Origin of the sequence: Micromonospora sp. WMMD1102, from assembly GCF_029626265.1 — a bacterium.
GTDB lineage: Bacteria > Actinomycetota > Actinomycetes > Mycobacteriales > Micromonosporaceae > Plantactinospora.
In genome coordinates this window covers 812,662-836,574 of record NZ_JARUBN010000001.1, presented here as the reverse complement: position 1 = coordinate 836,574, position 23,913 = coordinate 812,662, and the positions used below count along the sequence as shown (strand labels likewise).

Sequence of the window (23,913 nt, the reverse complement as noted above, 5' to 3'; positions counted from 1 at the left end):
TGGGTCGGCGGGGTCAGAGCAGGTGGCTGCGTCCCCAGCCACGGGACAGTCGGTAGGTGGCGAACACGGCGAGGGCCAGGCCCATCCCGGCGACGACGAGTGCGGGCACCAGCATCCCGCCGAGGTCGCCCTGGACGGCGTCCTGCATCAGTGCCAGTCCCCAGTAGCCGGGTGAGGCCGGCGCGACGTTCCGCAGCCAGCCGGGCATCAGGTCCACCGGCACCAGTGCGCCGCCGAGCGAGCCGACCAGGATCGCACCGAGGTCGGTGGCGAGCATCAGATCGCCACGGCTGCGCACCACGGTGGCCAGGGCGGTACCGGCCGCGAGCACCGCGAAGCCCCACAGCAGCACGGCGAGGGCGACGAGGAGGAGGTTGCGCGGCACCGGCAGGCCGACCACCGCACAGCCGAAGACCAGCAGCACCGTCTGCTGGACCAGCAGTACGGCGAAGACCGGAACCGCCTTGCCGAGCAGCAGCGACGTGCGGGAGGCGCGGGAGGCCCGCAGGCGGTCCCAGGTGCGCCACTCGCGTTCGGTGAGTACCGCGTTGCCGACCACGCCGAGCGCGAAGACGGAGAACAGGATCAGCGGGCCGGTGACGGTCTGCAACGTGCCGCCGTCGAGGGCCCGCCGGTACAGCGGCTCGAAGACCAGCATCAGCGCCATCGGCAGGAAGACGTAGCTGACGATCTGGGCCGGGTCGCGCAGCCGCAGCAGTACGTTGTGCCGGATCTGCACGGCGGTGCTGTGCAGTGCGTCACTGATCATCGGACACCGCCAGCGACCGGTAGAGATCGTCCAGGGACGGCTTGCGGATCTCGACCTCGGTGACCGGGGCGGTGGCCGAGTGCAACAGCGTCACGAGGGTGCCGGTAGTGTCCATCGTGGACATCTGCACCTCGTCGTCCGCGAACCGCACCCGCACCTGGCCCGGCAGCCGCTCCAGCAGCTCCGCGCCGGTACCCCGGGCGATCACCCGGCCGCGCCGGGCGACCGCGATGGTGGCCCGCAGTTCGGTCAACTCGGGCAGGTAGTGGGTGGTGTAGACGACCGAGCCGCCCTCGGCGGCCCGGTCCCTGACCACGTCGAGCACCGCCTGGCGGGTCTCCGGGTCGGCGCCCGCGGTCGGCTCGTCCAGCAACATCAGCCGGGGCCGGTGGATCAGCGCCACGGCCGCCTGGGTCCGCCGCTGCTGCCCTCCGGAGAGTACGCCGACCCGCCGGTCGATGATCTCGGTGAGTCGCAGCCCGGCGGCCAGCCTGTCGATCTCGCCGCGCAGCGCGCGGCGGCGCAGCCCGTTGATGCCGCCGAACAGCCGCAGGTGCTCCCGGACCGTCGCCGACGGATAGAGCGCGATGTGCTGCGGACAGATCCCCACCACGCCCCGGCTGTGCAGCGGATCCGCGCCGTCGACGGTGATCCGGCCGCTGTCCGGCCGGACCAGGCTGGCCACCATCTCCAGGAAGGTGGTCTTGCCCGCGCCGTTGTGGCCGACCAGGCCGACCACCTCACCGGCCGCCACGGTCAGGCAGAAGCCGTCCAGCGCCTGGATGGCACCGTACCGTTTCCGCAGGTCCACGGCTTCGAGCACGATGTCGGCGCCGGCCTTCGACGGCTCGCCGGAAGCCGTGCCGGCATGTCCGGCCGAGACGGTCCGGCCCGCTAGTCCGGCCGGGACGGTCCGGCCCGGCGTGCCGCCACCGTCCGCGGCGGGTGACGGCGCCGCCTGCGCGAGCTCGTTCACACCAGCACCTCGACCGGCTCGGGATGGCTGAGGAAACCGACCGGGCTGGCGGTGAGCCCGTAGGCGCCCGCCTGGAACACCACGACCAGGTCGCCGGGACCGGTCGGAGGCAGCGACACCGCCTTGCCGAGCAGGTCGAGCGGGGTGCAGAGCGAGCCCACCACCGTCACCGTCTCCGGCTCGCCGGCGCCGACCCGGCCGGCCGCGATCGGGTAGTTGCGCCGGATCACCTGGCCGAAGTTGCCGGACGCGGCCAACTGGTGGTGCATCCCACCGTCCACGACGAGATAGGTGGTGCCCCGCGAGACCTTGCGGTCCACCACCCGGGTCACGTACACGCCCGCCTCGCCGACCAGATACCGGCCCAGTTCGACGACGATCTCGGCGTCGCCGAGCAACGGCCGCACCAGGTCGTCGATCAGCCGCGCCACGTTCTCGCCGATCGGCGCGAGATCCAGCGGCCGGTCCTTCGGGAAGTACGGTATGCCGAAGCCGCCGCCGATGTTCAGGTGCCGGACCGGCCCCGGTGCCTCCCCGGCGAGCTTCACGACCAGCTCGACCGTCCGGCGCTGCGCCTGGCAGATCCGCTCGGCGTCGAGGTTCTGCGAGCCGGCGAAGACGTGGAAGCCGTCGAACGCCAGGCCGTACCGGCCGATCGCGGCAAGCAGCTCCGGCACCCGCTCGGCGTCGGTGCCGAACTGCTGCGGGCCACCGCCCATCCGCATCCCGGAGCCCGTCACCGCGAAGTCGGGATTGACCCGCACCGCCACGCTGGCCCGGATGCCGAGCCCCTCGCCCACCACCCGGAGCCGCTCCAGCTCACCCGGCGACTCGACCTCCACGGTGACGCCCGCGGCGACCGCGGCGGAGAGTTCTTCGGTGGTCTTGCCCGGCCCGGCGAAGCTGATCCGGTCCGCCGGCACCCCGGTGTCCAGCGCGTGCCGCATCTCCCGCGCGGAGGCCACGTCGAAGCCGTCGACCAGCCGACCCAGTTGGGCCAGCAGCGCCGGCATCGGGTTGGCCTTGACCGCGTACCGCAGGTGCACCCCGGGCAGCGCCGCCCGTACCCGGGCCACCCGCTCGGTGACCAGGCTGCGGTCGTACGCGAAGAACGGCGTACCGCCCACCCGGGCGGCGAGCCGGTCGAGCGGGATGCCGCCGACGGTCAGCTGTCCGTCTCGCCGGGGGTAGCCGGCCGGGATCCCGGGGGCGGTCACGACGCCCCTCCGTCGGTGCCCAGTTGCCGCCGCAGCTCGGCCCGGTCGAACTTGCCGTTCGGCGAGCGGGGCAACTGCGCCCGGATCACCACCTCGCGGGGCCGCTGGTATCCCGGCAGTGTTCCGGAAAGCGCCGTGCGCAGCGTCCGTTCGTCGGTGTCCCCGGCGACCACCAGCACGATGTGCTCGCCGATCTGCTCGTCCGGTCGGCCCAGCGCCACCGCCTCGACGACCAGGCCGGTGGCGTACGCCGCCTCCTCGATCTCGGTGGGGCTGACCCGGTAGCCGCAGGTCTTGATCATTTCGTCGGTACGTCCCACGAAGTAGAGGAAGCCCTCCTCGTCCCGGTACGCCAGGTCACCGGACCAGACCGCGATCTCCGGGCGGCCGCACTCGGCGCGGGCGTCCCGGACACCGCCGGGCAGGGGGCGGAACCGCGACGCGGTGCGCTCCGGGTCGTTCCAGTAGCCGCGGGCCACCAGCGCGCCGCGCTGGACGATCTCGCCGTGCTCGTACGGCTCGCACTCCTGGCCGTCCGGCCGCACGACGAGCACCTCCGCGTTCGGGATGGCCCGGCCGATCGAGTCGGGTCGCCGGTCCACCTCCCGCGGGTCGAGATAGGTGGCCCGGAACGCCTCGGTCAGCCCGTACATCAGGAACGGCCGGGCATCGGGGAACAGCGACCGCAGCCGGTCCAGGGTCGTCTTCGACATCCGGCCCCCGGTGTTGGCGAAGTACCGCAGCTGGCGGGTCGCGGCGGCCGGCCAGTCCGGCGCGGCCAGCTTGATCCACAGTGGCGGTACCCCGGTGAGGCCGGTGACACGGTGTCGGGCACACGCCTTGACGACCTCGCCGGGCAGCAGGAAGTTCACCAGCACCACGTGGCCGCCGGCGATCAGGGTGGTGGTGAGCTGGCTGAGACCGGCGTCGAAGCTCAGCGGCAGCGCCGCCAGAATCACGTCGTCGGCGGTGTGGCCGAGATAGCCGGCCACGCTCCGGGCACCGGCGATCAGGTTCCGGTGGGTCAGCACGACGCCCTTCGGGCCGCCGGTGCTGCCGGAGGTGTAGAGGATCGCGGCGACGTCCTCGTCGATCACCCGGACCGCACCGGTGTCGGGGCCGTCCAGCGACTCCCAACCGACGACCCGCCACGGCAGACCGTGTGCCGGCCCGTCGACCGCCCGCCCGTCGGTCACTCCGTCGGCGGTCGAGTCGGCGAGCCGCCCGTCGGCGGTCGAACCGGTGAGCGGGCCGTCGGCGGTCGAACCGGCGAGCGGGCCGTCGACCGTCGAACCGGCGAGCCGCCCGTCGACCGTCGAACCGGTCGTCGCGTCGGCAGTCGGTTCGGTGCCGTCCGAGCCGACCAGGATGACGTGGCGGACCGAGGTGGTCCGGCGCAGTTCGTCCCGGCCGAGGTCGTACCGGTCCGGCGTGGTGACGATCGCGGTGGCCGCGCAGTCCGCGACCACGTGGCCGAGCTGGCGGGGCCGGAAGACCGGGTTCGCCGGCACCACGACGGCGCCGGCCCGGGCCACCGCCAGCAGGGCCACCACCGTCTCCAGGCGCTTCTCCAGGTGGACCACGACCCGGTCGCCCCGGCGGACCCCCAGGTCGCGCAGCCCGGCAGCGGCCCGGACGACCTCGTGGCGCAACTGCCGGTAGCTGAGCGTCGCGTCCCGGAACGTCACCGCCGGCTGCTCCGGCTCGCCACAACCGATCAGGTCGTCGAGCCGGTCCGGCGCGGCCAGGCCGGTCATTTTTCGCCGCGCTGCTCGGGCGGCAGCACGGCGGCCACCGTCTGCCACAGGGTGCCGACCGTGCTGAAGCTCTCCTGGTCGAGCAGCTCGTCCGGCAACTGGAGCTGATAGCCCTCCTCCACCGCGGCGAGCAGTTGCACCACGCCCATCGAGTCGAGGCCGAGCGCGGCCAGGTCGTCGTCGGCGGACAGCTCCGCCCCGCTGGCGTACGGCAGGTACGGCCGTACGATCTCCTGAAATCTCCGGGGCACCTGCCCGATCGTCCCTGTCTCAGCCGTCATGATCTCACCTCAGGTTCGTGGGAGGTCCGGTCGCGCAGCAGCGAACCAGAGGGTGCTATCACGCGGTTATCTCGGAGTCGGTCACCAAGGGAGCATCAAGGAAGCACCCTGCGTGATGGTGGTGATTGGCTCGGCATAGCGCCGTGATAGCCGGGGCGCGGATGCTGTGGCCGCCACCGAGCGGTGTACTGAGGAGGCTTCGCCATGGTGTCGAACGGGGAACTGGCCACTCGGGCCGAACGTGCGGTCTTCGTGCACCGCGCGCTTATCGACCGGCTCTGGCAGAGCCTCGACGCCACCGCCGAACCACCCTCGGCCGATCCGCCCGCACCGGCCGGCGTCCCACCGGGATCCGCCGGGCGGGTCCCGGCGGTCGACTGGGTGGTCGGCGACGCCGAGGTGCGCGGCCTGCTCAAGCTCGCGCTGGACGGCTGCCGCGCGGACGTCCTGATGCTGCACTCGACCCCGGAGGGCGTGCAGATGGTCGACATGCTCACCGACCACCCCGGCTCCGGTCACCGGATCGACGTCCGGGTGCTGTGCCCACACGGGTACCGGGCCGACTTCGCCGACCGGGCACGCACGCTTCGGCTGGTCGAGGGCGGCGGCCAGGTGCGCACGGTCGCCCAGCTCGCGCAGAACGCGGTCATCTTCGACCGCGAGTTGGCGGTGCTGCTCGGCACCGCCGACGACGGGCAGCCGACCGCGCAGCGGGTCCGCGACCGCAACCTCGTTAGCTGCCTGGTCGGCCTCTTCGACCAGTCGTGGGACGGCGGCGTCCCGTTCACCGACGAACACCCCGGGTACGTGCCGGTCGCCGACGACCTGCGGTACGCCCTCGCGAGGCTGATGGCCCAGGGTTTCACCGACGAGGTGATCGCCCGCAAGCTCGGCATGTCGGTGCGCACCTGCCGGCGGCACGTGGCCGCGTTGCTGCGCAGCCTGGACTCGGTCAGTCGCTTCCAGGCCGGCGTGCAGGCCGCCAGCTGGCTGCGGCCGGACGGGGCGGTGCCGGCGGATCGCGGCCGACCACTGGGCGGGGCGCTGCTGGCAGCTCGGGCGAAGGCGGCGTAGCACGATGAGCGGGAGCGTGCTGGTCGAGCCGCAGCGAATCGTGCTGGCATCCGGGCCGGAGGCGGCGGTCCGCTTCGCCGGGCTGCGCGCCCGAGAAGGTGCGCTGACGCACGGCCAGCTCAACATTCTCAAGTGGATCGAGGATGCGCCGGAGGCGTTCGACACGACGCTCGGCAGCCCGATGGTCTTTCCCGACGGCACGCGCCTCGCCGACGTGGTGGAGAGCTTCGCCACCCTGATCGCCAGGTACGAGGGGCTGCGCACCGTCTTCACCCTCGGCGACCAGCCACGGCAGCGGGTACTGGGCAGCGGCGTGCTGCCGATCGCGACCTACCAGGTCGAGCCGGGCACGCCGGAACCGGTCGACCGGCACGCCGTCGCCGCCGAGTTGGAGCACCTGTGGCGGCCCGGCCTGGCGTGCCGCCCCGAGCAACTGCCGATTTGGGTCGTGCTCGCGGTGCGGGACGGACAGGTGCTGGCCGGCCACGTACGGCTGTCGCACCTGGTCGTCGACCTACAGGCGGTGACGCTGCTGGGGCGCGACTTCTTCGAGCTGCTCGGCGATCCGGCCGCCCGGGTGGCCGGCCCGCCGCGCCACCAGCCGGTGGACCAGGCGATCCAGGAGAGTGAGCCGAGGCTGCGCCGCCGGGTGGACCGGGCGCTGCGCTACCGCCGGGAGCTGCTCCGCCGGATGCCGGCCTGCCTGTACCCGGCGCCGCGCGGCACGGCGGTGGCCGAGTCGGTGGCCGTCGAACTGCGCTCCCCGGCGGCAGCGCTGGCGCTGCGGCGACAGGCGGCGCGCACCGGCCGCAGCCGGCCGAGCGCCGTGCTGGCCGCCGTCTGCGCGCTGCTCGCCCAGCGGACCGGGTCGGCCGACGTGGTCTTCCCCACGCTCGCCAGCAACCGCTTCGAACGACACCTGCACGGCCACATCGGCACGCTGGTGCAGACCGTGCTGACCCGGGTCGAGGTCGGCACGGCCGACTTCGACGAGCTGGTACGCCGGGCGTGGCTGTCCGTGGTGGCCGCCAGCGAGCGCGGCATCTACGACGTGGACCGGCGGGTCGAGATCGACCGCGAGGTCGGCTCGGAGCGGGGTGTCCACTTCAGTTTCGAGCCGTTGTTCAACAGCCCGGTGGTGGACCGGGCCGACGACCGGCCGCCGCCGACCGCCGAGCAGGTGCGCGCCGCGCTGGCCGCCACCACCGTGTCGCGGCAGTCGATGCGGCGCACCCTCACCCTGCTCCGGTTCGACCTGTTCGAGTACGACGACGTGCTGCACCTGCGGCTCTGGACCGGTGACACCGGTCGGCTGTCGGCCGACGTCGCCGAGTCGCTGCTGCGCGCGGTGGAGCGGCTGCTGGTCCTTGCCGCCGACGGCGACCTGGACCACACCCGGCTGGCGCAGGTGTTGGCGGTACCACCCCCGCCGTCCGGGCCGGACTGGTCGTACGTCGATTCGAGCTGGGTGGAATTGCCCGAGATGCAGCGGATGCTGACGGAGGTTTTCGGCGCCGGGCGGGCCCGGATCTTCCCGGAGCGGGACGGCCGGCAACTCGTCGCGTACGTGGCGGCGAGCGAGTCCGTCGCCACCCCGGAACAGGCGCACGCCGCCTGCCTGGCCGCACTGCCCGGCCGGCACACGGCAGTGGCGCCGCGCCACTACGTCCTGTTCGGGGCGGCGCCGCACGATCCGACCGACCCGGCCGGCTGGCACCCGCCGCTGGCCGAAGGGTCCGGCCGGGGCGCGTGAGACGCGTCCGACATGCGGCATTCAGCCGTGAAGCGCCTTGGTTGCCACTGATACGGGCACCACTGAGCGGTTCGGGCGATCATCACCTGGTCGAAACTTTTACCACCCGCGTAACCCTGCCGCCCACGGCCCGCTGCGATGTACTGGCGGTGTCCGGGTCCTCTCCTGGTGACCGAGGGCACGGTGCAGCCGGGCGTCCAGAGAGGTGCAATGGGGTGTATGAGCAGAACCCGGACCGGCGAGTGACGCGGTGAGATGTGCCGTGCCGACCCGAACCACGGGTCTCGTCACCGACCCCGCCCGCACCGCGCCGGGTACGTCGGCTTCCGTGCCGCCCGCGACCTATCGGCAGCTCTGGGCGGTAGAGGCGATGACCGTGAGTCCGCACGACCATCTGCTGGAGATCGGCTGCGGTCGGGGGGTGGCCGTCTCGCTGGTCGCCAACCGGCTCGCCACCGGCCGGATCGTCGCGATCGACCGGGCGGCGACGATGGCGCGACTCGCCACCGCCCGCAACGCGGGACGCATCAGTTCCGGCACGGTCGAGATCCGCTGCGCCGACTTCGACTCGGCGGACCTCCCGAACCGGTACTTCAACAAGATCTTCACCGTGAACGTCAACCTCTTCTGGCTGGGCGCCGCGACCCGGCAGATCGACCGGATGCGGCGGCTGCTGACCCCGGGGGGCCGGCTCTACGTGTTCGGCGAGCGGCCGGTCTCCGGACACCCGAGGGCGAACCTCACCGCCACCGAGCAGTTGCTCCGGGCACGGGGGTTCAGCACCACCAGCTCGATCGAGGCCCGTGGCCGCGGCCGGGTACTCACCTGCGTCACCGCGAGACCGACGGCATGAGCCGGCCAGGGTTGAGGTGGTCCGCCACCGGTGCCCGACCCGTCGAGCAGCGACTGTTGAACGCCTCACGGCACCGGCCGGATCACCGGAAGCACTTCGTCACCACTCGGCGTCGTACGAGTTAGCACAAGAGTTTCGTTCGTCATATTCACGCCCCGTGCCTTGAAGCCTGCCGTGACGACCGCCTTCCCCAATGCGTTGCCGGCCGAGTACCAGTACGGCAGGTGGTTTCTGGCGGATGCGGGAAGAGGGAGCCCAAGGATATCCTCAAGATGATCAAAGCTCACCAGAGGCTCGTCCGAGGTCTGCGCCCGCAGCCAGTCCGTGAGCGGTCCGTACCTTCCGTCGGTCCCTCCTCCGGTCGGCTGCTCCTCGCCATTCTCCGCCGGATCACGCTCCGCCTCGTCGAGGTTCATTCCCGTCACCACCGCACCGGCGGGCACGGGCCAGATGTCGAAAACCGCTTGGGCCAGTTCCTTGGTCCTGGCCCGAATCCGCTCCTCGTCCCAGGAACCGGCTGGGTCACGCACCAGGTCAGCGTTGAGCTTGAGGGTGGCGTGCATCAGCAGTTCGGTGCGCTTACCGGTCGAGCCGAGTCCGCGTTCCTTGGCCTGTTCGTCCGTCCAGGGTCGGTTCGACAAGGCCGGGTTGAGCTTTTTGTTGACCAGCGTCAGATTCCCGAGCGTATGCAGCAGCAGGTCGTGCTCCGCCGCCTGCTCGTCGTCGACACCGGCTGCCCAGTGCTCCCGCCATGCTCGGGGGCATGACGTGCTCGACCGTGAGGTTTCGCGGGCACCTGCTCTGCTCGCTCTTGTCGGTCCGACGGTGGTCCTCGACCGCCTCCAACAGCATCCGGAGACGGGCGCGCGGCAAAGCCCCTTGTAGAGCGGAACGGAGCGCCTCGGCGACCTGACGGTCGCTCGGCCAGAAGCGGGCATCGGCCTGCTGCGCCGCCAGGAAGCGCTCCGTGACACCGCCCCGTCAACGGTTCCCGGCACGCCACCGCTCGACCCCCACACCTGCGGCGAAGCCACGACATGACCAGTCCGGAGCCCGGCGTCGATATCCCGGACCGAGCCGAACGCGAGCGACTCAACGCCGTTCTGCACGCCACCGGCGCCGAAACCGGCTTCTGGGACGACAACGGCCGCCCTGCACCATGGCCCGACGACATCGAGGACTGGACCGCCGACACCCGCGAACCACCAGCCACTGAACCGGGACAGTCGCCGTTCTAACTACAGTGCGTCCCGCCAAGCCTCGAAGACTGCGCTTGCCGGCTAGATCTTCGCCTGGTCGTTCGCCCGGTCCTCGGGCCGAACCCACTCACGAGCCGCCGGCATCTCGCACTCGGGTTCCTCGCCGTCGACGAGACCGATCGCGAATGGGAGCTGGCATATCGCATGCCGACGATCCTCATGCCGTTCTGCCGCAGCCAGCTCGCCGAGAACCTCGACAAGCCGTTGACGCTGGTCGTCAGACAGCTCATAGGTGAACGCCGCACCGTTCTCCAGCACACTCACCGCCACGTCCAGCTCCACCTCTTCGTCTGGACAGGTATCCAACCACCAGGACAAGTCGACGAAGAGCTCCGCAGCGACCTTCAACGCTGTCTCTTCCATGACGCCGGACGCAAGCCGATCCCCTTGCCTGGCCCGGAGCTGCTGAGATAACCAGTCCAGGCTTTGCCGGATCGCGGTCAAAGCCCCAGCGTCGACACGATCCTCCGGATATTCGCCTAGCCAAGCGAGCAAGTCGGCCACGACGCGCTGAAGCAGACCGGCGAGCCCTGCATCACCCTCAGTGCTCACGATCGACGACCCTACCGGCCTCACATCATCCTGTGGATCGGACGAGCCGGTCCCATTACATGAGCCCAAGCCAGGGGAAATACGTGAGCGTCAACACTCTAAAGGGCGTTCTCAACCTTCAAGATCACCGCTGCCGTGAAAGACCGAGGCTAACGTCACACCCTGCCGACGCAGGTCGTCGGCCAGACCCACCAACGCGCCCATCGTCGTGCCGTACTCCCGCACCTCCTGCTGGCGGCGCCCCGGCCGCTGCTGATGAGGCACCCTGACACAGGCCACCAGGCCCACCTTGCCGATATCAAGGGCCGCCACCCTCTCCACCAAGTCCTCAACCGCGTCGTTCTCGTCCATCCGCCCCACCTTCCGCAGGCCAACAGAACAGGCGGTTGCCCGCGGCAGCCAGCGGGGACAACAAGAGCCGGGCTCTCGTGCTCGAAGCAACAGTGCAGGACCCCTGACCAGGCTCCCAGCGTCAGACTCTGTAACGGCCTCCTCGCCGCACGACTCGCCCACAAGGTCCCGCTACCCCACGCAACCGCCGAGGCCGTTGCCGCCGCAACAACTCACGTCCGGGTCGACAACCTGGCCTACCTGCGTCGCACCGGCGGGCACTACAGCGCCGGGATGCGCATGCGTGACGGCAGTCCCCCGGGTGGTGATCTCCTGAACGCGGGAGCCGCCGTGCAGCTCGGTCGCGGCGATACCCACCAGGTCGCCCCGGCCCAGCCGTGCTCGCCAGGTCTCGGCGGTGGCCTCGGCAGCGTCGGTGAGGATCATCGCCCCGTGCCCTGGCCCGGTCACGTCACGCAGGTCCAGATCATGCACGCCCGCGCAGAACTGGGCGAGCGTCTGCCACACGGACCCGGCCATCGACAGCGTGGACCACCTCGCCGCGATCATCCGAACCAGAAATAAAACGCGTCCAGTATCGACCCGACCTGATCCCCGGCTTCCTCACCCAGACTGGACTCGCCCTGGAACCGGAACCACCATGACCGTCACAGACCCCAGCTTTTCAACCGCTGCGATGGCCTGAAGTCTGCCTGAAGCCGATGTGTGGTCTAATTTGCCTCCATCGGAGCTGGCACCTTGAAAGAGAGGCTGTCGTGCGATCGTTTATCAAGAATCTCCGATCGTTTATCAAGAATCTCTTGGTCTCCGCCATGGTGGCGACCACCGCGATCCTGCCAATCACCACTGGCCCGGCACAGGCTGCCCCGACGACGTTCAACCTGAGAACTCAGTTTCTCACCAACCTCGTGCTCCCAGCGATGCAAGCCTCCCATGTAGAGCGCCGCATCGAGCTCGCCGAGGGCACATATGGTTGGTTCCCGTGGGTCAAGCCCGACGTTAGGGCCAAGGAATACTGTGGCGGTCGTGAGATAAAGCTTGGCGCCGGATGGTACACCTGGCACGACGTTCTCCTTCCCCAATCCGGGTATTACATCATGGATTCGTGGCTCATACCGGACAACGAGAATTGGCCCGCAGTCTTGAATCGGTGCGATTTTTTCGTCGATGTCGCTGATAATTACAGGTGGGGCTCCGGACTTGATCCCCACTTCTGAGTTGCTTTGGGCGCCCTGACGGCAGCTCACCAGCCGCCGTCGGGCGGTCCAGGCATACCCGCCGTACCGTTCGTACCCAGCGTTCCGCGAACGCGTTCGCCCGGGGCGCCGCCTGCGGCGGCGTCCGGAGCACCACGACACCCTCGGTGTGGAACACGGTGTCGAACGTGGCGGTGTACTTGGCGTCCCGGTCCCGGATAAGAAACCGGAACCGATCGGCCTGCTCACCCAGGTCCAGCATGAGGTTGCGGGCCTGCTGCGCCACCCACTCACCGGTCGGGTTGGTCGTCGCCCCCAGCAGATGTACCCTGTGCCGTTCGTAAACCCGGTTCTGGCTACGCTGCCTGGGAGGGGACTGAAAAAGAAGATGGCTCTGTCTCACATTCGGTGGTGACGGTGCGTGCTGCTATCCGAGGAGGATGCGGTGGCGGAGCAGGTCGAAGCCTGCTCGTCCGTGCATTTGGCGTGCGATCCGTTTGGTCTTGGTGTTGACGCCTTCGGTGGGGCCGTTGCTGTACGGAAGCGTGAGCCCGGCGTTCACGGCGTCGCGGTCCCGTTCCAGGCCTCGGGTGAAGGCGTGCAGGTGAGGCAGGTCGACCGCGCGGACCTGGTCGATCCAGAGCGAGAGCCGGTCGGCGTTTCCTGGGTGGGGCCTCAGGAGCGCGGCGAAGCCTCCGACGACGGCGGCGAGGTTGGTCATCTGCGGGCAGGCCGCGGTGAGCCGTGTGAGGAGATCGCGGTGCTCGGGTGTGAGGTTGGCGGGCCGGGTGAGGATCATCCGGGCGAGCCGGCGCGGGGAGATGTGGCTGCGGTCGGCGTCCGCGCGGCCCTGATTGATGTACTTGTGCAGGAGGTTCGAGCAGCCGGTGAAGCCGAGGGCCTTGATCTCTTCGAAGAGGCGGGAGACAGGGATCGCGGGGTCTTCGGCACGGCGTTTGCGCAGGTGCTCGCGGTAGGGGTCGACGAGGCTGGCACGGTACTTGGGGACGCGGAGCATCCGCTCGGGCCGGTCGGCTCGCGCGTAGCGTTTGACGGTGTTCAGGGCCAGTTGCAGGCGGCGGGCGCACTCCAGCAGACCCACGCCCTGGTCAAGCAGGGTGTGGACCTGCTGCCAACGCTTCAGAGTTGTCTGCGCGCGGGGCCCGTCATACAGCGGCGCGTCGAGCACCGCCGCCCAGCAGGTGCTGTGCGCCTTCACCTCGCTCAGGACCGCTTCGCAGAGGTTGTGCCACAGGTGCCAGCGGTCCGCGACCTGCACCGCGTCGGGCAAGGCGCGGCGGATGGCCTGCGCGTAGGTAGCGGAGCCGTCCCGGCACACACGACCTCGATCCCGGGGCGGTCGCGTAGCCACGCTTCCAATGTGTCGGCGGTGCGGTCGGGCAGCACGTCGACCCGCTCGTGTGTCTCGGCGTCGACGATCACGGTGGCGTAGCGGTGCCGCCGACGTAGAGCGAAGTCGTCCACGCCGATCACCCTGGGCGTGCGCCCGGTGAGCAGCGGGATGCGCAGCAGGACGCGCAGCGCCGTACGGCGGGACAGGCCGACCGCGAGTACCGCCAGCAGACGCGCCCCCGCCCGGCCCGCCAACTCCTTCACCACCGCCTGTACCTGCGTGGACAAGCGGGCCGTGCGTCGTTGGTAGCGCTCCAGCACTCCGGGCATCTGCTCACGGAACGTCTGCCGGCAGCCGCGCGTGGGACACACCAGACGCCGCACCCGCACCCGGACCACCACCCGCCGTCCGTCGACCGGCATGTCGGTCACCGTCCGCAGGTGAAATCCGTGCGCCCGCCCCGAAACCGCCCCGCACACCGGACAGACCGCCGTGCCCTTGGGGGTCCGTGCCCGCACCACGATCCGCTCACCCTCGTCGGCCACATCATCTACGACCAGCGGAGAAAGACCCGAAACAGCGTCCGCGAAAGCTCACTGAGATCCTTCACGCGACTGTCAACGACCCTCGCGACCCTCCGTCACCACCGAATGTGCGACAGGGCCAAAAGATCGGTGTAACTCCTGATCAGGGAGAGTACTCGATTCGATAGCACCCACACACCTGACGGAAGGAGACCGGCGTGACGGTGCCGGAAGCGGCGACAACGGAGGACACGGACGACGAGCCACCGGCGGAGACACCGGAGACGTCGAGCGTGGCGTACTCGGCAAAGGATGTCGCGGACGACCTGCGCAAGGTTTACCTGGCGGTCGTCGCGGCGTCCGCGCTGCTGGTGCTGACCAGTCACGGTTCGGCGCACCCGGCGCTGCGCCGGGCCCGCCGCTGCGGCAAGGACGCGATCGAGCTAGTGTTCTGTCTGGCAAATAGCTAGCCGCTTTGGTGGGCTTTGGGCGTGACACGTGCTGCCAGCGCCGCTGGTGCTTGAACCCGGTCAGCGGGAACTGCTGGAGTCTGTTGCCAAGTCGCGTACGGCCGCGCATCGGCTGGTGCAGCGGGCGCAGGTGCTGCTGCGCGCTGCGGACGGGGTGTCGAACGCCGACAATGCGGTGTTGGCCGGGGTGACCCGGGTGACGGCTTCTTTCCAGTTGACCCGCCGGCATGGTGTCGAGGGAGCGCCATGACACGGGCAACGACAAGGGACCCGGAGACGTTCGCGGAGACCATCGCCGCCGTCGCCGCCGAACTGCCGGACGGGCACATTGCGGCCTGGTCCGAAGCGTTGTCGGCCGCCGGTGCACCCAACCAGCAGGTCGAAGCCGCTCTGATCGACGCCTGGCCCGGTTACGCGGTCGCCTCCCACGCCCGACGGCTGGTGACCGTATGACGTGCCAACGCGCCCGGGATGTCCGGTGCGGCCGTCGCACTCGCCCTGACCAGTGCCGCCGTGGTCCATCAGCAGACCGAGGAGCGGCGGACCGAACTGGCCGTGAGCGGACCCGTCAGTGCCTCCGTACCGGTACGACTGACCAGCTCCGTCGTGGTCGAGCTGATCCGGTCGGCGCGCACCGCACTGCTGGTGGTCAGCTTCGCCGCGTACGGTGTGCCGGAGGTCGTCGCCGAGCTGCTGGCCGCATCCGGGCGGGGCGTTCGGATCGACCTGGTGCTGGAAAGCTCATCCGTTGACGGCGGCGCACTGCGGGGCGTGACCGGGGCCTCCGCCGCCTCGCCCGGCTTCAGGATCGGGCAGCCTTCTGGCACTGGCCCGCCCCGCGCCGCCCGGCCACGGGAAACTCCACGCCCGCCATGCACGCGAAGATCATCGCAGCAGATCGACGGGCAGCGCTGATCACCAGCGCCAACCTGACCGACCGGGCCCTCTCCAGCAACCTCGAAGTCGGCGTCGTCCTCCGCGACCCCGAGCCGGTACGCCGGCTCGTTGCCCACTTCACCGCACTGATGGACGCACAGAGCGGCCCGCTGGAGCGAGTGCACCTGTCCTGAATGCCCCCGTCTGCCCCGCCACGAAACGCCAGAGACGACCGGTGCGACCGGCCCGACTCCGCCGGTGCGATGATGGCTCGATGCCCGGCCGGACCGAACCCTCCGCGCAGCCCTTCGCACACCTCCAGGCCCAGAATGCCCCGCTCTACCGCGCGATCCTGTCGACCTTCGTCCGGGCGAAACAACGCTTCACCGTCCACCTGCGCCCCGAGGACGTCCTCGCCGAACTCGGCGCCGGTACGCCGGCCGAGGCGGTCACCGCCGCCCTGACTCAGCTCGCCGAGTGGGGCAACCTGCGAGCCGACCCGGACACCGGCCGGGTCACCACCGTCGAAGACTTCCACCGGGCCCGCTACCTCTACCAGCTCAGCCCGGAGGGGCACGCCGCCGAGCAGGCGATCGCGGTCTACTCCGAGGCGGTGGCGCGGCGCGGGGCACTCCAGTCGGTGGCGCTGTCGGACATCGCCGCCCAGTTGCGCGCGCTGCTCGTCATCGCCGCCGAGGCGAACCCCGGCGACTCGGGACCGGGGGTACCGCCGGACCCGGCCAAGACGCACCTGCTGCTGATGAGCCTTGTCGACCGCTTCACCGGGCTGGCCGACAACGCACAGGCGTTCATGGCCTCGCTGCGTCGTACCGTCGACTTCGCCGACGCGGAGGTGGACGTCTTCCTGGCGTACAAGGAGCAGTTGATCTCGTACATCGAGCGGTTCATCGCCGACCTCGCCAACCGGGGCGCCGAGATCGCCGCGCTCGCCGGCCAGATCGAGGCGGCAGGCGTGCTGCCGTTGCTGGAGATGGCGGCCCGACGCGAGGCAACCGATGCCGCCCCGGTCGACGAGGCCGACGAGCACGCCCGGCGGGCCGCCACCGATGCGGCGCTGGCTGCCTGGCAGCAGCGCTGGCGCGGCCTGCGCGACTGGTTCGTCAGCGCCGACGGTGGCGGGCGGCAGTCGCAGGCCCGGCTGCTGCGGGCGGCGGCGATCGGGGCGATCCGCCAACTGCTCGGCACCGTGACGGCGATCAACGAGCGCCGGGCCGGCCGCTCCGACCGCTCGGCCGACTTCCGAACGCTGGCGCTCTGGTTTGCCCAGGCCCCTGACGACGAGTCCGCGCACCGGCTCTGGCACACCGCCTTCGGCCTCTCTCCCGCCCGCCACCTCACCACCACCGAAAGCCTGGCCAGCGCCGAGGAGCGGCCGGTGGCCAGTTCCACGCCCTGGGCAGAAGCCCCGCCGCTGGAGATCAGCCCCCGACTGCGGCGCACCGGCTCGTACGAGCGGCGTGGCTCGCCCAACCGGGTCGTCGACCGCTCCGAGCAGCGCCGACTCCTCGCGGATCGGGCGGAACGTCAGGCTGCGGAGGTGGCCCGGGCCCGCGCCGCGCTCGTCACCCCGGGGCCGATCACACTCTCCCGACTCGGCGAGCTGGACAGCGCCGAGTTCCGGCTCTTCCTGCACCTGCTCGGCGACGCCCTCGCGGCCCGGCGGCCGGACACCGACGAGGTGGTGACCACCACCTCCGACGGCACCCTGCTGGTCCGGCTCGCTCGGCTGGCGGACGCCCCGCAGGTGCGCATCGTCACCGAGGACGGCGTGCTCACCGGCCCCGACCACCTGATCGAGATCACCGACCTCGTCCCGTCCAGCAACCTGGCCGCCGCGTGAGAAGGACCCGGATGCCGGCCGCCGACGAGCCGGCGGCCCGGCTGCGGCAGGCGGCACGGATCCTGCTCGCCCGCCCACTGCTGGTCGCCGGTCTCACCGACGACCAGGAGTTCCGGCTGGTCCGGACGTGCGCGGCGGAGTTGCGGGAATGGTTCGAGCGCGAGACCGGCTGGCGGCTGGTCGCCGACGCGCAGACGATCCGGCTGCTAAAGCTCACCGCCGACCCGTACGACGGAACGCACCCCGCCCGCGACCCCCGAGCGAAGACCCCGTTCTCCCGGCAGCGGTACGTGCTCACCTGCCTGGCCCTGGCCGCACTCGAACGCACCGACGGCCAGGTCACACTGGGCCGGCTGGCCGAGGAGATCGTGCTGGCCGCCGCCGAGCCGGCGCTCGCCGACACCGGGTTCGCGTTCACCCTCGACCGGCGGGAGCGCCGCGCCGACATGGTGGCCGTGGTCCGGCTGCTGCTGCACTGGGGTGCGCTGCGCCGGGTGGCCGGCGACGAGGAGGCGTACCTGGGTGCGGGCGGGGACGTCCTCTACGACGTGGACCGCCGGGTGATCGCCGGGCTGCTCGCCGCCGCCCGTGGCCCGTCGATGATCTCCGGGGCGACGCCGGAGGCACGGCTGGACGCGCTGACCAGCGAGGTGTCGCTCGATCTCGACGATGCCCGGAACCGGGCGCTGCGGCACCGGCTCACCCGGCTGCTGTTGGAACAACCGGTGCTCTACTACGACGACCTCTCCGAGCCCGAACGCTCCTACCTGACCAGCCAGCGGTTCGCGCTGCTCAACCGGATCACCCAGCTCACCGGCCTGGTCGCCGAGGTGCGGGGTGAGGGCATCGCCATGGTGGACCCGGCCGACGAGCTGACCGACGTGCGGATGCCGGCCGAGGGGATGCAGAGCCACCTGACCCTGCTGCTGGCCGAGCGGATCGCCGCCGCGGGGCCGGACGGCGTGCGAGTCGGCGAACTGCACCGGCACACCCGGGCGCTGGCCCGGGAACACCGCTCCTACTGGCGCAAGCACGCCACCGACCCCGGTGCCGAGGTCGACCTGGTGGCGACCGCACTGGAGGCGCTGCGCGCCCTCAAGCTGGTCACGGTCGGGCCGGGCACCGACCCGCTCGTACTCGGCCGCCCGGCGATCGCCCGGTACGCCCTGGCCGAGCCGACCATCCGGGAACGGGCCCAGCCCACCATCCGCGAACGGAAGGAAGCCCCACGGTGACGGTGTCCCCGCCCCCGGCCCTGCCGACCCGGACACTGCCAGTGCCGCAGCAGGAACGGTGGCAGCCGCTCCGTGCCGGTCTGGTCGACATCTTCTACTACGACCAGGAGGAGTTCCACTTCCACGGCGGCAGCCTGCTGCTGCGCGGCAACAACGGCACCGGCAAGTCGAAGGTGCTGGCGCTGACCCTGCCGTTCCTGCTCGACGGCGAACTCGCGCCGTACCGGGTGGAGCCGGACGGCGACCCGAACAAACGGATGGAGTGGAACCTGCTGCTCGGCGGCCGGCATCCGCACCCCGAGCGGCTCGGCTACGCCTGGCTGGAGTTCGGCCGCCGCGACTCCGACGGCCGCCACCACTTCCGCACCCTCGGGGCCGGGCTCAAGGCGGTCGCCGGACGGGGCATCGCCCGGCACTGGTTCTTCGTCACCAGCCAGCGGGTCGGCGAGGAGCTGCACCTCGTCACCCCGGCCGGCACGGCCCTGGCCCGGGAACGGCTCCGGGACGCGCTCGGCGGTGCCGGCATCGTCTACGACCGCGCCGGGGACTACCGACGCGCGGTCGACGAGGCCCTCTTCGGGCTCGGCAACCGCTACGAGGCACTGATCTCGCTGCTCATCAAGCTGCGCCAGCCACAACTGTCGAAGCGGCCCGACGAGAAGAGCCTCTCCCGGGCACTCGGCGACGCCCTGCCGCCGCTGGACGAGAACCTGATCACCCAGGTCGCCGAGGCGTTCCGCAACCTCGACGACGAGCGAGAGACGCTGCGGGAACTGGCCGAGACGAAACGTGCCGCCGACGACTTCCTCGCCCGCTACCGGCGGTACGCACAGGTGGCGACGAAGCGCAAGGCAGGCGTGCTACGCCAGCGGCACAGCCGCTACGAGCATCTCGGCCGCGACCTCGTAGAGGCACAGCGGGCGTACGCGGACGCGGACGAGCGGGTCCGGCAGGCACAGTCCCGGCTCGCTGAGCTGGAGCACGAGGGCAGGGAGCTGATCGCGCGCCGCCAGGCCCTCGCGGAGAGCCCGGAGGCCCGGACGGCGGAACACCTGCACCGGCTGCGGGAGATCGCCGAGGAGCGCACCCGGCTCGCCGAGCGCCAGCGGCAGCACCTGGGCGACGTCGAGTCGGATGTCGCCCGGCACCGGCGCGTCCTCGACGAGGCGGCGACAGAGCTGCGGCACGCCGATGAAATCGAGGCGGCCACCCGCCGGGAGGTGGCCCGGAGCGCAGAGCGGGCGAGGATCGCCGACCGGCATCGGGACCAGGTGGTGGCCGCGCTGCCTCCGGGCCCGCCGAGCGGGACGAGCCACCGCACCGGGGCGGCCGAGCCGAGCCATGCCACCGAAACGACCGCGCCGCGCCGCGCCGCCGAGGTGACCGGGGCGAACCGCGCGGCGGCCGAGTTGGTCGAGGCGTGGACCGGCGCGCTGCGTACATTGGACCGGCTGCGCGAGGCGGCCGGGACCGCCCGGGGCCGGGCGGACCGCGCCCGGGGCGAACTCGACCGGCTCGACGGGGAGACGGCCGCCGCCGACCTTCGGACCGGTGAGGCGGAGGCGGCGGCGACCCGGCAGGGCGAGCTGCTGGTCCACCGGGTCCGGGAATACCTCGCCGGCCTGGTCGAGCTTCCGGTAACAGACCCCGACACCCTGCTCGCCCGGCTGGAGCAGTGGGTCTCCGGGCTGGCCGGGGAGAACCCGGCGAGCCGGGAGGTGACCCGCGCCGCCACCTCGGCCACCGGGACGCTCGCCCGGCAGGACGCCGCGCTGGAGGCCGAGCAGCGCCGCACCCGGGACCGGCTGGACGAGATCGACGCGGAACTGCGCCGGCTAGCCGACGGCGTACACCAGCCGCCACCGGCCCCGCACACCCGGGACCCGCGGGTACGCGCGGACCGTGCCGGCGCACCGCTGTGGCGGGTGGTGGACTTCGCGGAGGGCGTGTCGGAGGCGGACCGGGCCGGCATCGAGGCGGCGCTGGAGGCGGCCGGCGTACTCGACGCCTGGCTCGACCCGGACGGCACGCTTCGCGACCCGGTCTCCGGCGACACGGTGCTGCGACCGGCCGGCGTGGGCCCCGGCGCTGCCGTACCGGACCTGTCCGGTCCTCGGCCGGCGACCCTCGACGGCCTGCTCCGGCCGGCGATCGACACCGCCGATCCCGCCGCCGCCGCGCTTACCGACCGGCTCGTCGCCGACGTGCTGGCCGCGATCGGGTACGGCGCCGACTCGGCGGCGGTGACCTGGGTCGACGCCGCCGGCCGGTACGGCAGCGGCGTCCTCGCCGGGCGCTGGACGAAGCCGGCGGCGGAACACGTCGGCGACGGCGCCCGGGCCGCGAGCCGGCGCGCCCGGATCGCCCGGCTGCGCCAGGAGGCCGCCGAACTGTCGGCGCTGGCGGAGCACCTCGCCGGTCAGCGCGGCACCCTCGACGAGCGGCGCCGACGGGTCACCGACGAAGCCGACTCGCTCCCCCCCGACCAGCCGGTCCGCGAGGCGCACACCCTCGTCCGGACCGCTTACGACCACCGGCGGGAGACGCTCGCCCGCCGGGACCAGGCGCGAGCGGAGCTGGAGACCGCCGCCCGGGTGGCCGCCGCCGCGCTCGCCGAGGCCACCGACTTCGCCGACGACGTCGGGCTGCCGTACTCCACAGAGGAGCTCGCCGGGGTACGCGAGGGGTTGCAGGCGTACCGGGTGGCGCTGGCCGCCTGGTGGCCGGCGGTGACCGGCACCTGGACGGCGGCCCGGCGGCACGGCGAGGCACAGGTGACCTACCACGAGCGGCTGACCCGGCTCGAGCCCGCGGCCGACGAGGCGGCCTCGGCCGAACAGCAGGCGACGGCGGCCCGGATCGAGTTCGAGACCCTCGACGCGACCGCCGGTGCCTCCGTCGCCGAGCTGCGCCGGCAGCTCGCCGAGGTGGCCGGGGCGGTGACCCGGTGCGAGGAGGCGCAGCGGCGGACCCGGGAGCAGGAAGGCGTCGCCCGGGACGCGCGCGGTGCCGCCAGCGGCCGGCGCGACGGCCTCGAACGGGAACTCGACGAGGTCGGCCGGGACCGGGACGAAGCGGTGGCGGCGCTGCGCGCCTTCGCCGGCACCGGACTGGTCGACCTGGTCTGCCCAGGGCTGGAGCTACCCGATCCCGGGCAGCCCTGGGCGGCCACCCCTGCGGTGGCGGTCGCCCGGGGCATCGACCGGACGCTCGCCGAGGTCGACACCGAGCACGCCCGGTGGGAACGCCTCCAGCAGCAGGTGAGCGTCGACGTCAAGCTTCTCGCCGACAACCTCTCCCGGCACGGTCACCAGGTGCTACCCGTCGTACGGGAAGAGACGATGATCGTGGAGGTGGTGTTCCAGGGGCACAGCCGCAGCGTCGGCGAACTCGCCACCGCGCTCGTCGGCGAGGTCGAGGAGCGGCAGCGGGTGCTCTCGGCACACGAGCGGGAGGTGTTGGAGACCCACCTCGTCAACGAGGTCGCCGGGGCGCTCCAGGAACTCGTCGCCGGCGCCGAACAGCAGGTGGCGAGCATGAACGCCGAGCTGGAGGCGCGGCCGACCTCGACCGGGATGCGGCTGCGGCTGCTCTGGCGGCCGACGAGGGACGCCCCGGAGGGCCTCGCCGAGCTGCGCGCCCGGCAACTGCGGCAGAGCACCGACGTCTGGAACGACGAGGACCGGCGCACGGTCGGCGCGTTCCTGCAAGGGCAGATCGACCGGGAACGCCTGCGCGACGAGGGGGCCACCTGGACCGAGCAGCTCACCCGGGCCCTGGACTACCGGGCCTGGCACGAGTTCGCCGTGCAGCGCCGCCAGGACGGGCAGTGGCGCCCGGCGAGCGGCCCGGCCTCCGGTGGCGAGCGGGTACTCGCCGCCAGCATCCCGCTCTTCGCGGCGGCCTCCTCCTACTACGGCTCCGCCGGCAACCCGTACGCGCCGAGGCTGATCGCCCTCGACGAGGCGTTCGCCGGGGTCGACGACGACTCCCGGGCCAAGTGCCTGGGCCTGCTCGCCACCTTCGACCTGGACGTGGTGATGACCAGCGAGCGCGAGTGGGGCTGCTACCCACAGGTCCCGGGTCTCGGCATCGCCCAGCTGGCCCGGCACGAGGGGATCGACGCCGTACTGGTCACGCCGTGGCGCTGGGACGGGCGGGAGCGGCACCGGCTGCCCCGGCACACCCCGCAGCCACCGCCCCGACAGCGCGCCTCGGACGCCGCTCCCCCGACCGGCGGCGAGGGAATCGACGAGCCGGCGCCCGGGCTCTGGAACGGCGACTGATGGACCCCGAGCGGCTGCACCGTCAGCTCGGCGGGCCGGAGACCGCCCGGCTCGTCCAACGGCTGCGTTCCCGGCTGGCGCACGGCCGGGCACTGACCGGCAGCCTCTCGCTGGCCGAGCCGACCGAGGCGGAGCGGCGGGCGGTCGAACGGCTGCTGGGACGGCGACCCGGCCGGGGCAGCTCGCTCACGGTCAACCTCGACGACCTCGACCGGGTCGTCCGGCGCAGTGGCATGCACGTCGACGGGCTGGCCGCCGCGGTCCAACTCCTCGGCGGCGAGGTCCGGGTACTCGCCGACGTCCGGGCCGCCGAGGCCGCCGCCTGGCGCGACGCACTCTCCCCGCTGCCGGCACTCGGCAGCCGTCGCGCGGAACTCTCCGGCTGGTGCGCCGACCCCGGCACCGCCGCTCTGGTCCGCCGGCTCGGCCGGACACCGGAGACGGCGGCCCGGCTCACCGCCGACCTGGTCGCGGTGCTCGGGGAGCTGCCCGCCGCAGGAGTACCGCTGGCCCGGCTCGCGGCCCGCAGCGTCGGTGACGCACACGCCCTCGACGCCGACAGCCCGGTCGCGACGCTTGTGCTCTCGGCCGTGCGGGCCACCTGGTGGCGTGCCGGGGCGCTGCCCGCCTCCGCCGCCGAGCAGCGACGCGCGCTCTGGGACGTCGCCGGCGTACTCGTCGACGAACTCTCCTCGACCGTGCTCGTCCTCAACCTGCCCGCCGCCACCGGCAGCCGGCTGCACGACCTCACCGCGACCGCCACCGAACTCGGCGAGCCGGTGGTACTCACGCTGCGGCAGATCGGGCGGGACGGGCTCCGCTTCCGCGCCATCCCGGTGTACGTCTGCGAGAACCCGACCGTCCTCGCCGCCGCCGCGGACCGGCTCGGCCGGGCCTGCCCACCGCTGGTTTGTGCCGGCGGCCAACCCTCCACCGCCGCGCTGCGGCTGCTGCGCGGTCTCGCGGAGCAGGGTTGCCAGCTGCGCTACCACGGCGACTTCGACTGGGGTGGGGTGCGGATCGCCAACCTGCTCGGATCGCGCCTGCCCTGGCGGCCGTGGCGGTACGACGCCGCCGAATACCTGGCCGCCGCCCCGGCCGCCGCACCCGACTCGCTGCACGGCACACCTGTCGACGCGGTCTGGGACCCCGAGCTGAGCGCGGCGATGCGGCAACGCGGGGTACGGGTCGAGGAGGAACTCGTCCTCGACGACCTCCTGCTGGACCTGGCGGACGGCCGAGGCTGACGCGGTTCCGCTTCCGCGCGAC

Annotated in this window: 23 protein-coding genes and 1 pseudogene; 14 read left to right on the top strand and 10 right to left on the bottom strand. The window is 71.9% G+C overall.

What is annotated here, in order from left to right:
* Window positions 1–13: 13 nt before the first annotated feature.
* Genes O7626_RS03970 through O7626_RS03950 form a run of 5 tightly spaced genes read right to left on the bottom strand, consistent with a single transcriptional unit; the run spans window position 14 to window position 5,000 of the window.
* Window positions 14–769 carry an ABC transporter permease gene (locus O7626_RS03970; protein WP_278059343.1) on the bottom strand — a complete coding sequence of 252 codons (756 nt, stop codon included), beginning with the start codon at window positions 767–769 and terminating at the stop codon, window positions 14–16.
* Complete coding sequence (locus tag O7626_RS03965; protein WP_278059341.1) at window positions 759–1,745, bottom strand: ABC transporter ATP-binding protein; 987 nt, start codon at window positions 1,743–1,745, stop codon at window positions 759–761. The genes O7626_RS03970 and O7626_RS03965 overlap by 11 nt, the downstream gene beginning before the upstream one ends.
* Window positions 1,742–2,962 (bottom strand): pyridoxal-dependent decarboxylase, exosortase A system-associated, encoded by a 1,221-nt coding sequence (locus O7626_RS03960; protein ID WP_278059340.1) that lies wholly within the window; start codon window positions 2,960–2,962, stop codon window positions 1,742–1,744. The genes O7626_RS03965 and O7626_RS03960 overlap by 4 nt, the downstream gene beginning before the upstream one ends.
* Entirely contained in the window at window positions 2,959–4,719 is a 1,761-nt protein-coding gene (locus O7626_RS03955; RefSeq protein WP_278059338.1) for an AMP-binding protein, read from the bottom strand. The genes O7626_RS03960 and O7626_RS03955 overlap by 4 nt, the downstream gene beginning before the upstream one ends.
* Window positions 4,716–5,000 (bottom strand): phosphopantetheine-binding protein, encoded by a 285-nt coding sequence (locus tag O7626_RS03950; RefSeq protein WP_278059336.1) that lies wholly within the window; start codon window positions 4,998–5,000, stop codon window positions 4,716–4,718. Before O7626_RS03950 ends, O7626_RS03955 begins: the two co-directional genes overlap by 4 nt.
* A gap of 204 nt (window positions 5,001–5,204) precedes the next feature.
* Between O7626_RS03950 and O7626_RS03945 the strand changes: the two genes are divergently transcribed.
* From O7626_RS03945 to O7626_RS03935, 3 genes are all read left to right on the top strand, one after another.
* Entirely contained in the window at window positions 5,205–6,074 is an 870-nt protein-coding gene (locus tag O7626_RS03945) for a hypothetical protein (RefSeq protein ID WP_278059335.1), read from the top strand.
* A 4-nt stretch (window positions 6,075–6,078) separates the two neighbouring features.
* Entirely contained in the window at window positions 6,079–7,827 is a 1,749-nt protein-coding gene (locus O7626_RS03940) for a condensation domain-containing protein (RefSeq protein WP_278059333.1), read from the top strand.
* Between the two features lie 370 nt (window positions 7,828–8,197).
* A complete protein-coding gene (locus O7626_RS03935; RefSeq protein WP_278059331.1) occupies window positions 8,198–8,680 on the top strand; it encodes a class I SAM-dependent methyltransferase in 483 nt (160 codons plus the stop codon).
* A gap of 65 nt (window positions 8,681–8,745) precedes the next feature.
* On the opposite strand, the gene O7626_RS03930 is transcribed toward O7626_RS03935, so the two are convergent.
* A complete protein-coding gene (locus tag O7626_RS03930) occupies window positions 8,746–9,618 on the bottom strand; it encodes an HNH endonuclease family protein (protein WP_278059329.1) in 873 nt (290 codons plus the stop codon).
* A gap of 99 nt (window positions 9,619–9,717) precedes the next feature.
* Between O7626_RS03930 and O7626_RS03925 the strand changes: the two genes are divergently transcribed.
* Entirely contained in the window at window positions 9,718–9,918 is a 201-nt protein-coding gene (locus O7626_RS03925) for a hypothetical protein (RefSeq protein ID WP_278059327.1), read from the top strand.
* Between the two features lie 42 nt (window positions 9,919–9,960).
* Here the strand turns inward: O7626_RS03925 and O7626_RS03920 are convergent, their stop codons facing one another.
* The 3 genes from O7626_RS03920 to O7626_RS03910 form a co-directional block, all read right to left on the bottom strand.
* Complete coding sequence (locus O7626_RS03920) at window positions 9,961–10,491, bottom strand: hypothetical protein (RefSeq protein WP_278059325.1); 531 nt, start codon at window positions 10,489–10,491, stop codon at window positions 9,961–9,963.
* A 111-nt stretch (window positions 10,492–10,602) separates the two neighbouring features.
* Window positions 10,603–10,842: a hypothetical protein gene (locus tag O7626_RS03915; protein ID WP_278059324.1), complete on the bottom strand. Its 240-nt coding sequence runs from the start codon at window positions 10,840–10,842 to the stop codon at window positions 10,603–10,605.
* A 171-nt stretch (window positions 10,843–11,013) separates the two neighbouring features.
* Window positions 11,014–11,361 (bottom strand): hypothetical protein, encoded by a 348-nt coding sequence (locus tag O7626_RS03910; RefSeq protein WP_278059322.1) that lies wholly within the window; start codon window positions 11,359–11,361, stop codon window positions 11,014–11,016.
* Window positions 11,362–11,597: 236 nt separating this feature from the next.
* Between O7626_RS03910 and O7626_RS03905 the strand changes: the two genes are divergently transcribed.
* Window positions 11,598–12,059 carry a hypothetical protein gene (locus O7626_RS03905; RefSeq protein WP_278059320.1) on the top strand — a complete coding sequence of 154 codons (462 nt, stop codon included), beginning with the start codon at window positions 11,598–11,600 and terminating at the stop codon, window positions 12,057–12,059.
* Window positions 12,060–12,465: 406 nt separating this feature from the next.
* Here O7626_RS03905 and O7626_RS03900 read toward each other — a convergent pair.
* Window positions 12,466–13,952, bottom strand: a pseudogene (locus tag O7626_RS03900) (ISL3 family transposase).
* A 182-nt stretch (window positions 13,953–14,134) separates the two neighbouring features.
* On the opposite strand from O7626_RS03900, the gene O7626_RS03895 reads away from it, so the two are divergent.
* The 9 genes from O7626_RS03895 (at window position 14,135) to O7626_RS03855 (ending at window position 23,891) form a co-directional block, all read left to right on the top strand.
* On the top strand, window positions 14,135–14,386 hold the full coding sequence (locus O7626_RS03895; RefSeq protein ID WP_278059318.1) for a hypothetical protein: 252 nt from the start codon (window positions 14,135–14,137) through the stop codon (window positions 14,384–14,386).
* 46 nt (window positions 14,387–14,432) lie between these two features.
* Window positions 14,433–14,636 (top strand): hypothetical protein, encoded by a 204-nt coding sequence (locus tag O7626_RS03890; protein WP_278059316.1) that lies wholly within the window; start codon window positions 14,433–14,435, stop codon window positions 14,634–14,636.
* On the top strand, window positions 14,633–14,839 hold the full coding sequence (locus O7626_RS03885) for a hypothetical protein (RefSeq protein ID WP_278059315.1): 207 nt from the start codon (window positions 14,633–14,635) through the stop codon (window positions 14,837–14,839). Before O7626_RS03890 ends, O7626_RS03885 begins: the two co-directional genes overlap by 4 nt.
* Before the next feature lie 18 nt (window positions 14,840–14,857).
* Window positions 14,858–15,301 (top strand): hypothetical protein, encoded by a 444-nt coding sequence (locus O7626_RS03880; protein ID WP_278059313.1) that lies wholly within the window; start codon window positions 14,858–14,860, stop codon window positions 15,299–15,301.
* Complete coding sequence (locus O7626_RS03875; protein ID WP_347404745.1) at window positions 15,259–15,456, top strand: phospholipase D-like domain-containing protein; 198 nt, start codon at window positions 15,259–15,261, stop codon at window positions 15,454–15,456. The genes O7626_RS03880 and O7626_RS03875 overlap by 43 nt, the downstream gene beginning before the upstream one ends.
* Before the next feature lie 80 nt (window positions 15,457–15,536).
* Entirely contained in the window at window positions 15,537–17,123 is a 1,587-nt protein-coding gene (locus O7626_RS03870) for a TIGR02677 family protein (protein ID WP_278059311.1), read from the top strand.
* Window positions 17,120–18,358, top strand: a complete 1,239-nt coding sequence (locus tag O7626_RS03865) for a TIGR02678 family protein (protein WP_278059309.1) — start codon at window positions 17,120–17,122, stop codon at window positions 18,356–18,358. The genes O7626_RS03870 and O7626_RS03865 overlap by 4 nt, the downstream gene beginning before the upstream one ends.
* Window positions 18,355–22,644, top strand: a complete 4,290-nt coding sequence (locus O7626_RS03860) for a TIGR02680 family protein (RefSeq protein WP_278059307.1) — start codon at window positions 18,355–18,357, stop codon at window positions 22,642–22,644. The genes O7626_RS03865 and O7626_RS03860 overlap by 4 nt, the downstream gene beginning before the upstream one ends.
* On the top strand, window positions 22,644–23,891 hold the full coding sequence (locus O7626_RS03855) for a TIGR02679 family protein (RefSeq protein WP_278059305.1): 1,248 nt from the start codon (window positions 22,644–22,646) through the stop codon (window positions 23,889–23,891). Before O7626_RS03860 ends, O7626_RS03855 begins: the two co-directional genes overlap by 1 nt.
* The last annotated feature ends 22 nt before the right edge of the window (window positions 23,892–23,913 follow it).

Coding starts and splice junctions, on each gene's coding strand:
- O7626_RS03970 (WP_278059343.1), bottom strand. CDS start 769: ATGATCAGTGACGCACTGCACAGCACCGCCGTGCAGATCCGGCACAAC.
- O7626_RS03955 (WP_278059338.1), bottom strand. CDS start 4,719: ATGACCGGCCTGGCCGCGCCGGACCGGCTCGACGACCTGATCGGTTGT.
- O7626_RS03950 (WP_278059336.1), bottom strand. CDS start 5,000: ATGACGGCTGAGACAGGGACGATCGGGCAGGTGCCCCGGAGATTTCAG.
- O7626_RS03945 (WP_278059335.1), top strand. CDS start 5,205: ATGGTGTCGAACGGGGAACTGGCCACTCGGGCCGAACGTGCGGTCTTC.
- O7626_RS03940 (WP_278059333.1), top strand. CDS start 6,079: ATGAGCGGGAGCGTGCTGGTCGAGCCGCAGCGAATCGTGCTGGCATCC.
- O7626_RS03935 (WP_278059331.1), top strand. CDS start 8,198: ATGACCGTGAGTCCGCACGACCATCTGCTGGAGATCGGCTGCGGTCGG.
- O7626_RS03930 (WP_278059329.1), bottom strand. CDS start 9,618: ATGCCCGCTTCTGGCCGAGCGACCGTCAGGTCGCCGAGGCGCTCCGTT.
- O7626_RS03925 (WP_278059327.1), top strand. CDS start 9,718: ATGACCAGTCCGGAGCCCGGCGTCGATATCCCGGACCGAGCCGAACGC.
- O7626_RS03915 (WP_278059324.1), bottom strand. CDS start 10,842: ATGGACGAGAACGACGCGGTTGAGGACTTGGTGGAGAGGGTGGCGGCC.
- O7626_RS03910 (WP_278059322.1), bottom strand. CDS start 11,361: ATGGCCGGGTCCGTGTGGCAGACGCTCGCCCAGTTCTGCGCGGGCGTG.
- O7626_RS03885 (WP_278059315.1), top strand. CDS start 14,633: ATGACACGGGCAACGACAAGGGACCCGGAGACGTTCGCGGAGACCATC.
- O7626_RS03880 (WP_278059313.1), top strand. CDS start 14,858: ATGTCCGGTGCGGCCGTCGCACTCGCCCTGACCAGTGCCGCCGTGGTC.
- O7626_RS03875 (WP_347404745.1), top strand. CDS start 15,259: ATGCACGCGAAGATCATCGCAGCAGATCGACGGGCAGCGCTGATCACC.
- O7626_RS03870 (WP_278059311.1), top strand. CDS start 15,537: ATGCCCGGCCGGACCGAACCCTCCGCGCAGCCCTTCGCACACCTCCAG.
- O7626_RS03855 (WP_278059305.1), top strand. CDS start 22,644: ATGGACCCCGAGCGGCTGCACCGTCAGCTCGGCGGGCCGGAGACCGCC.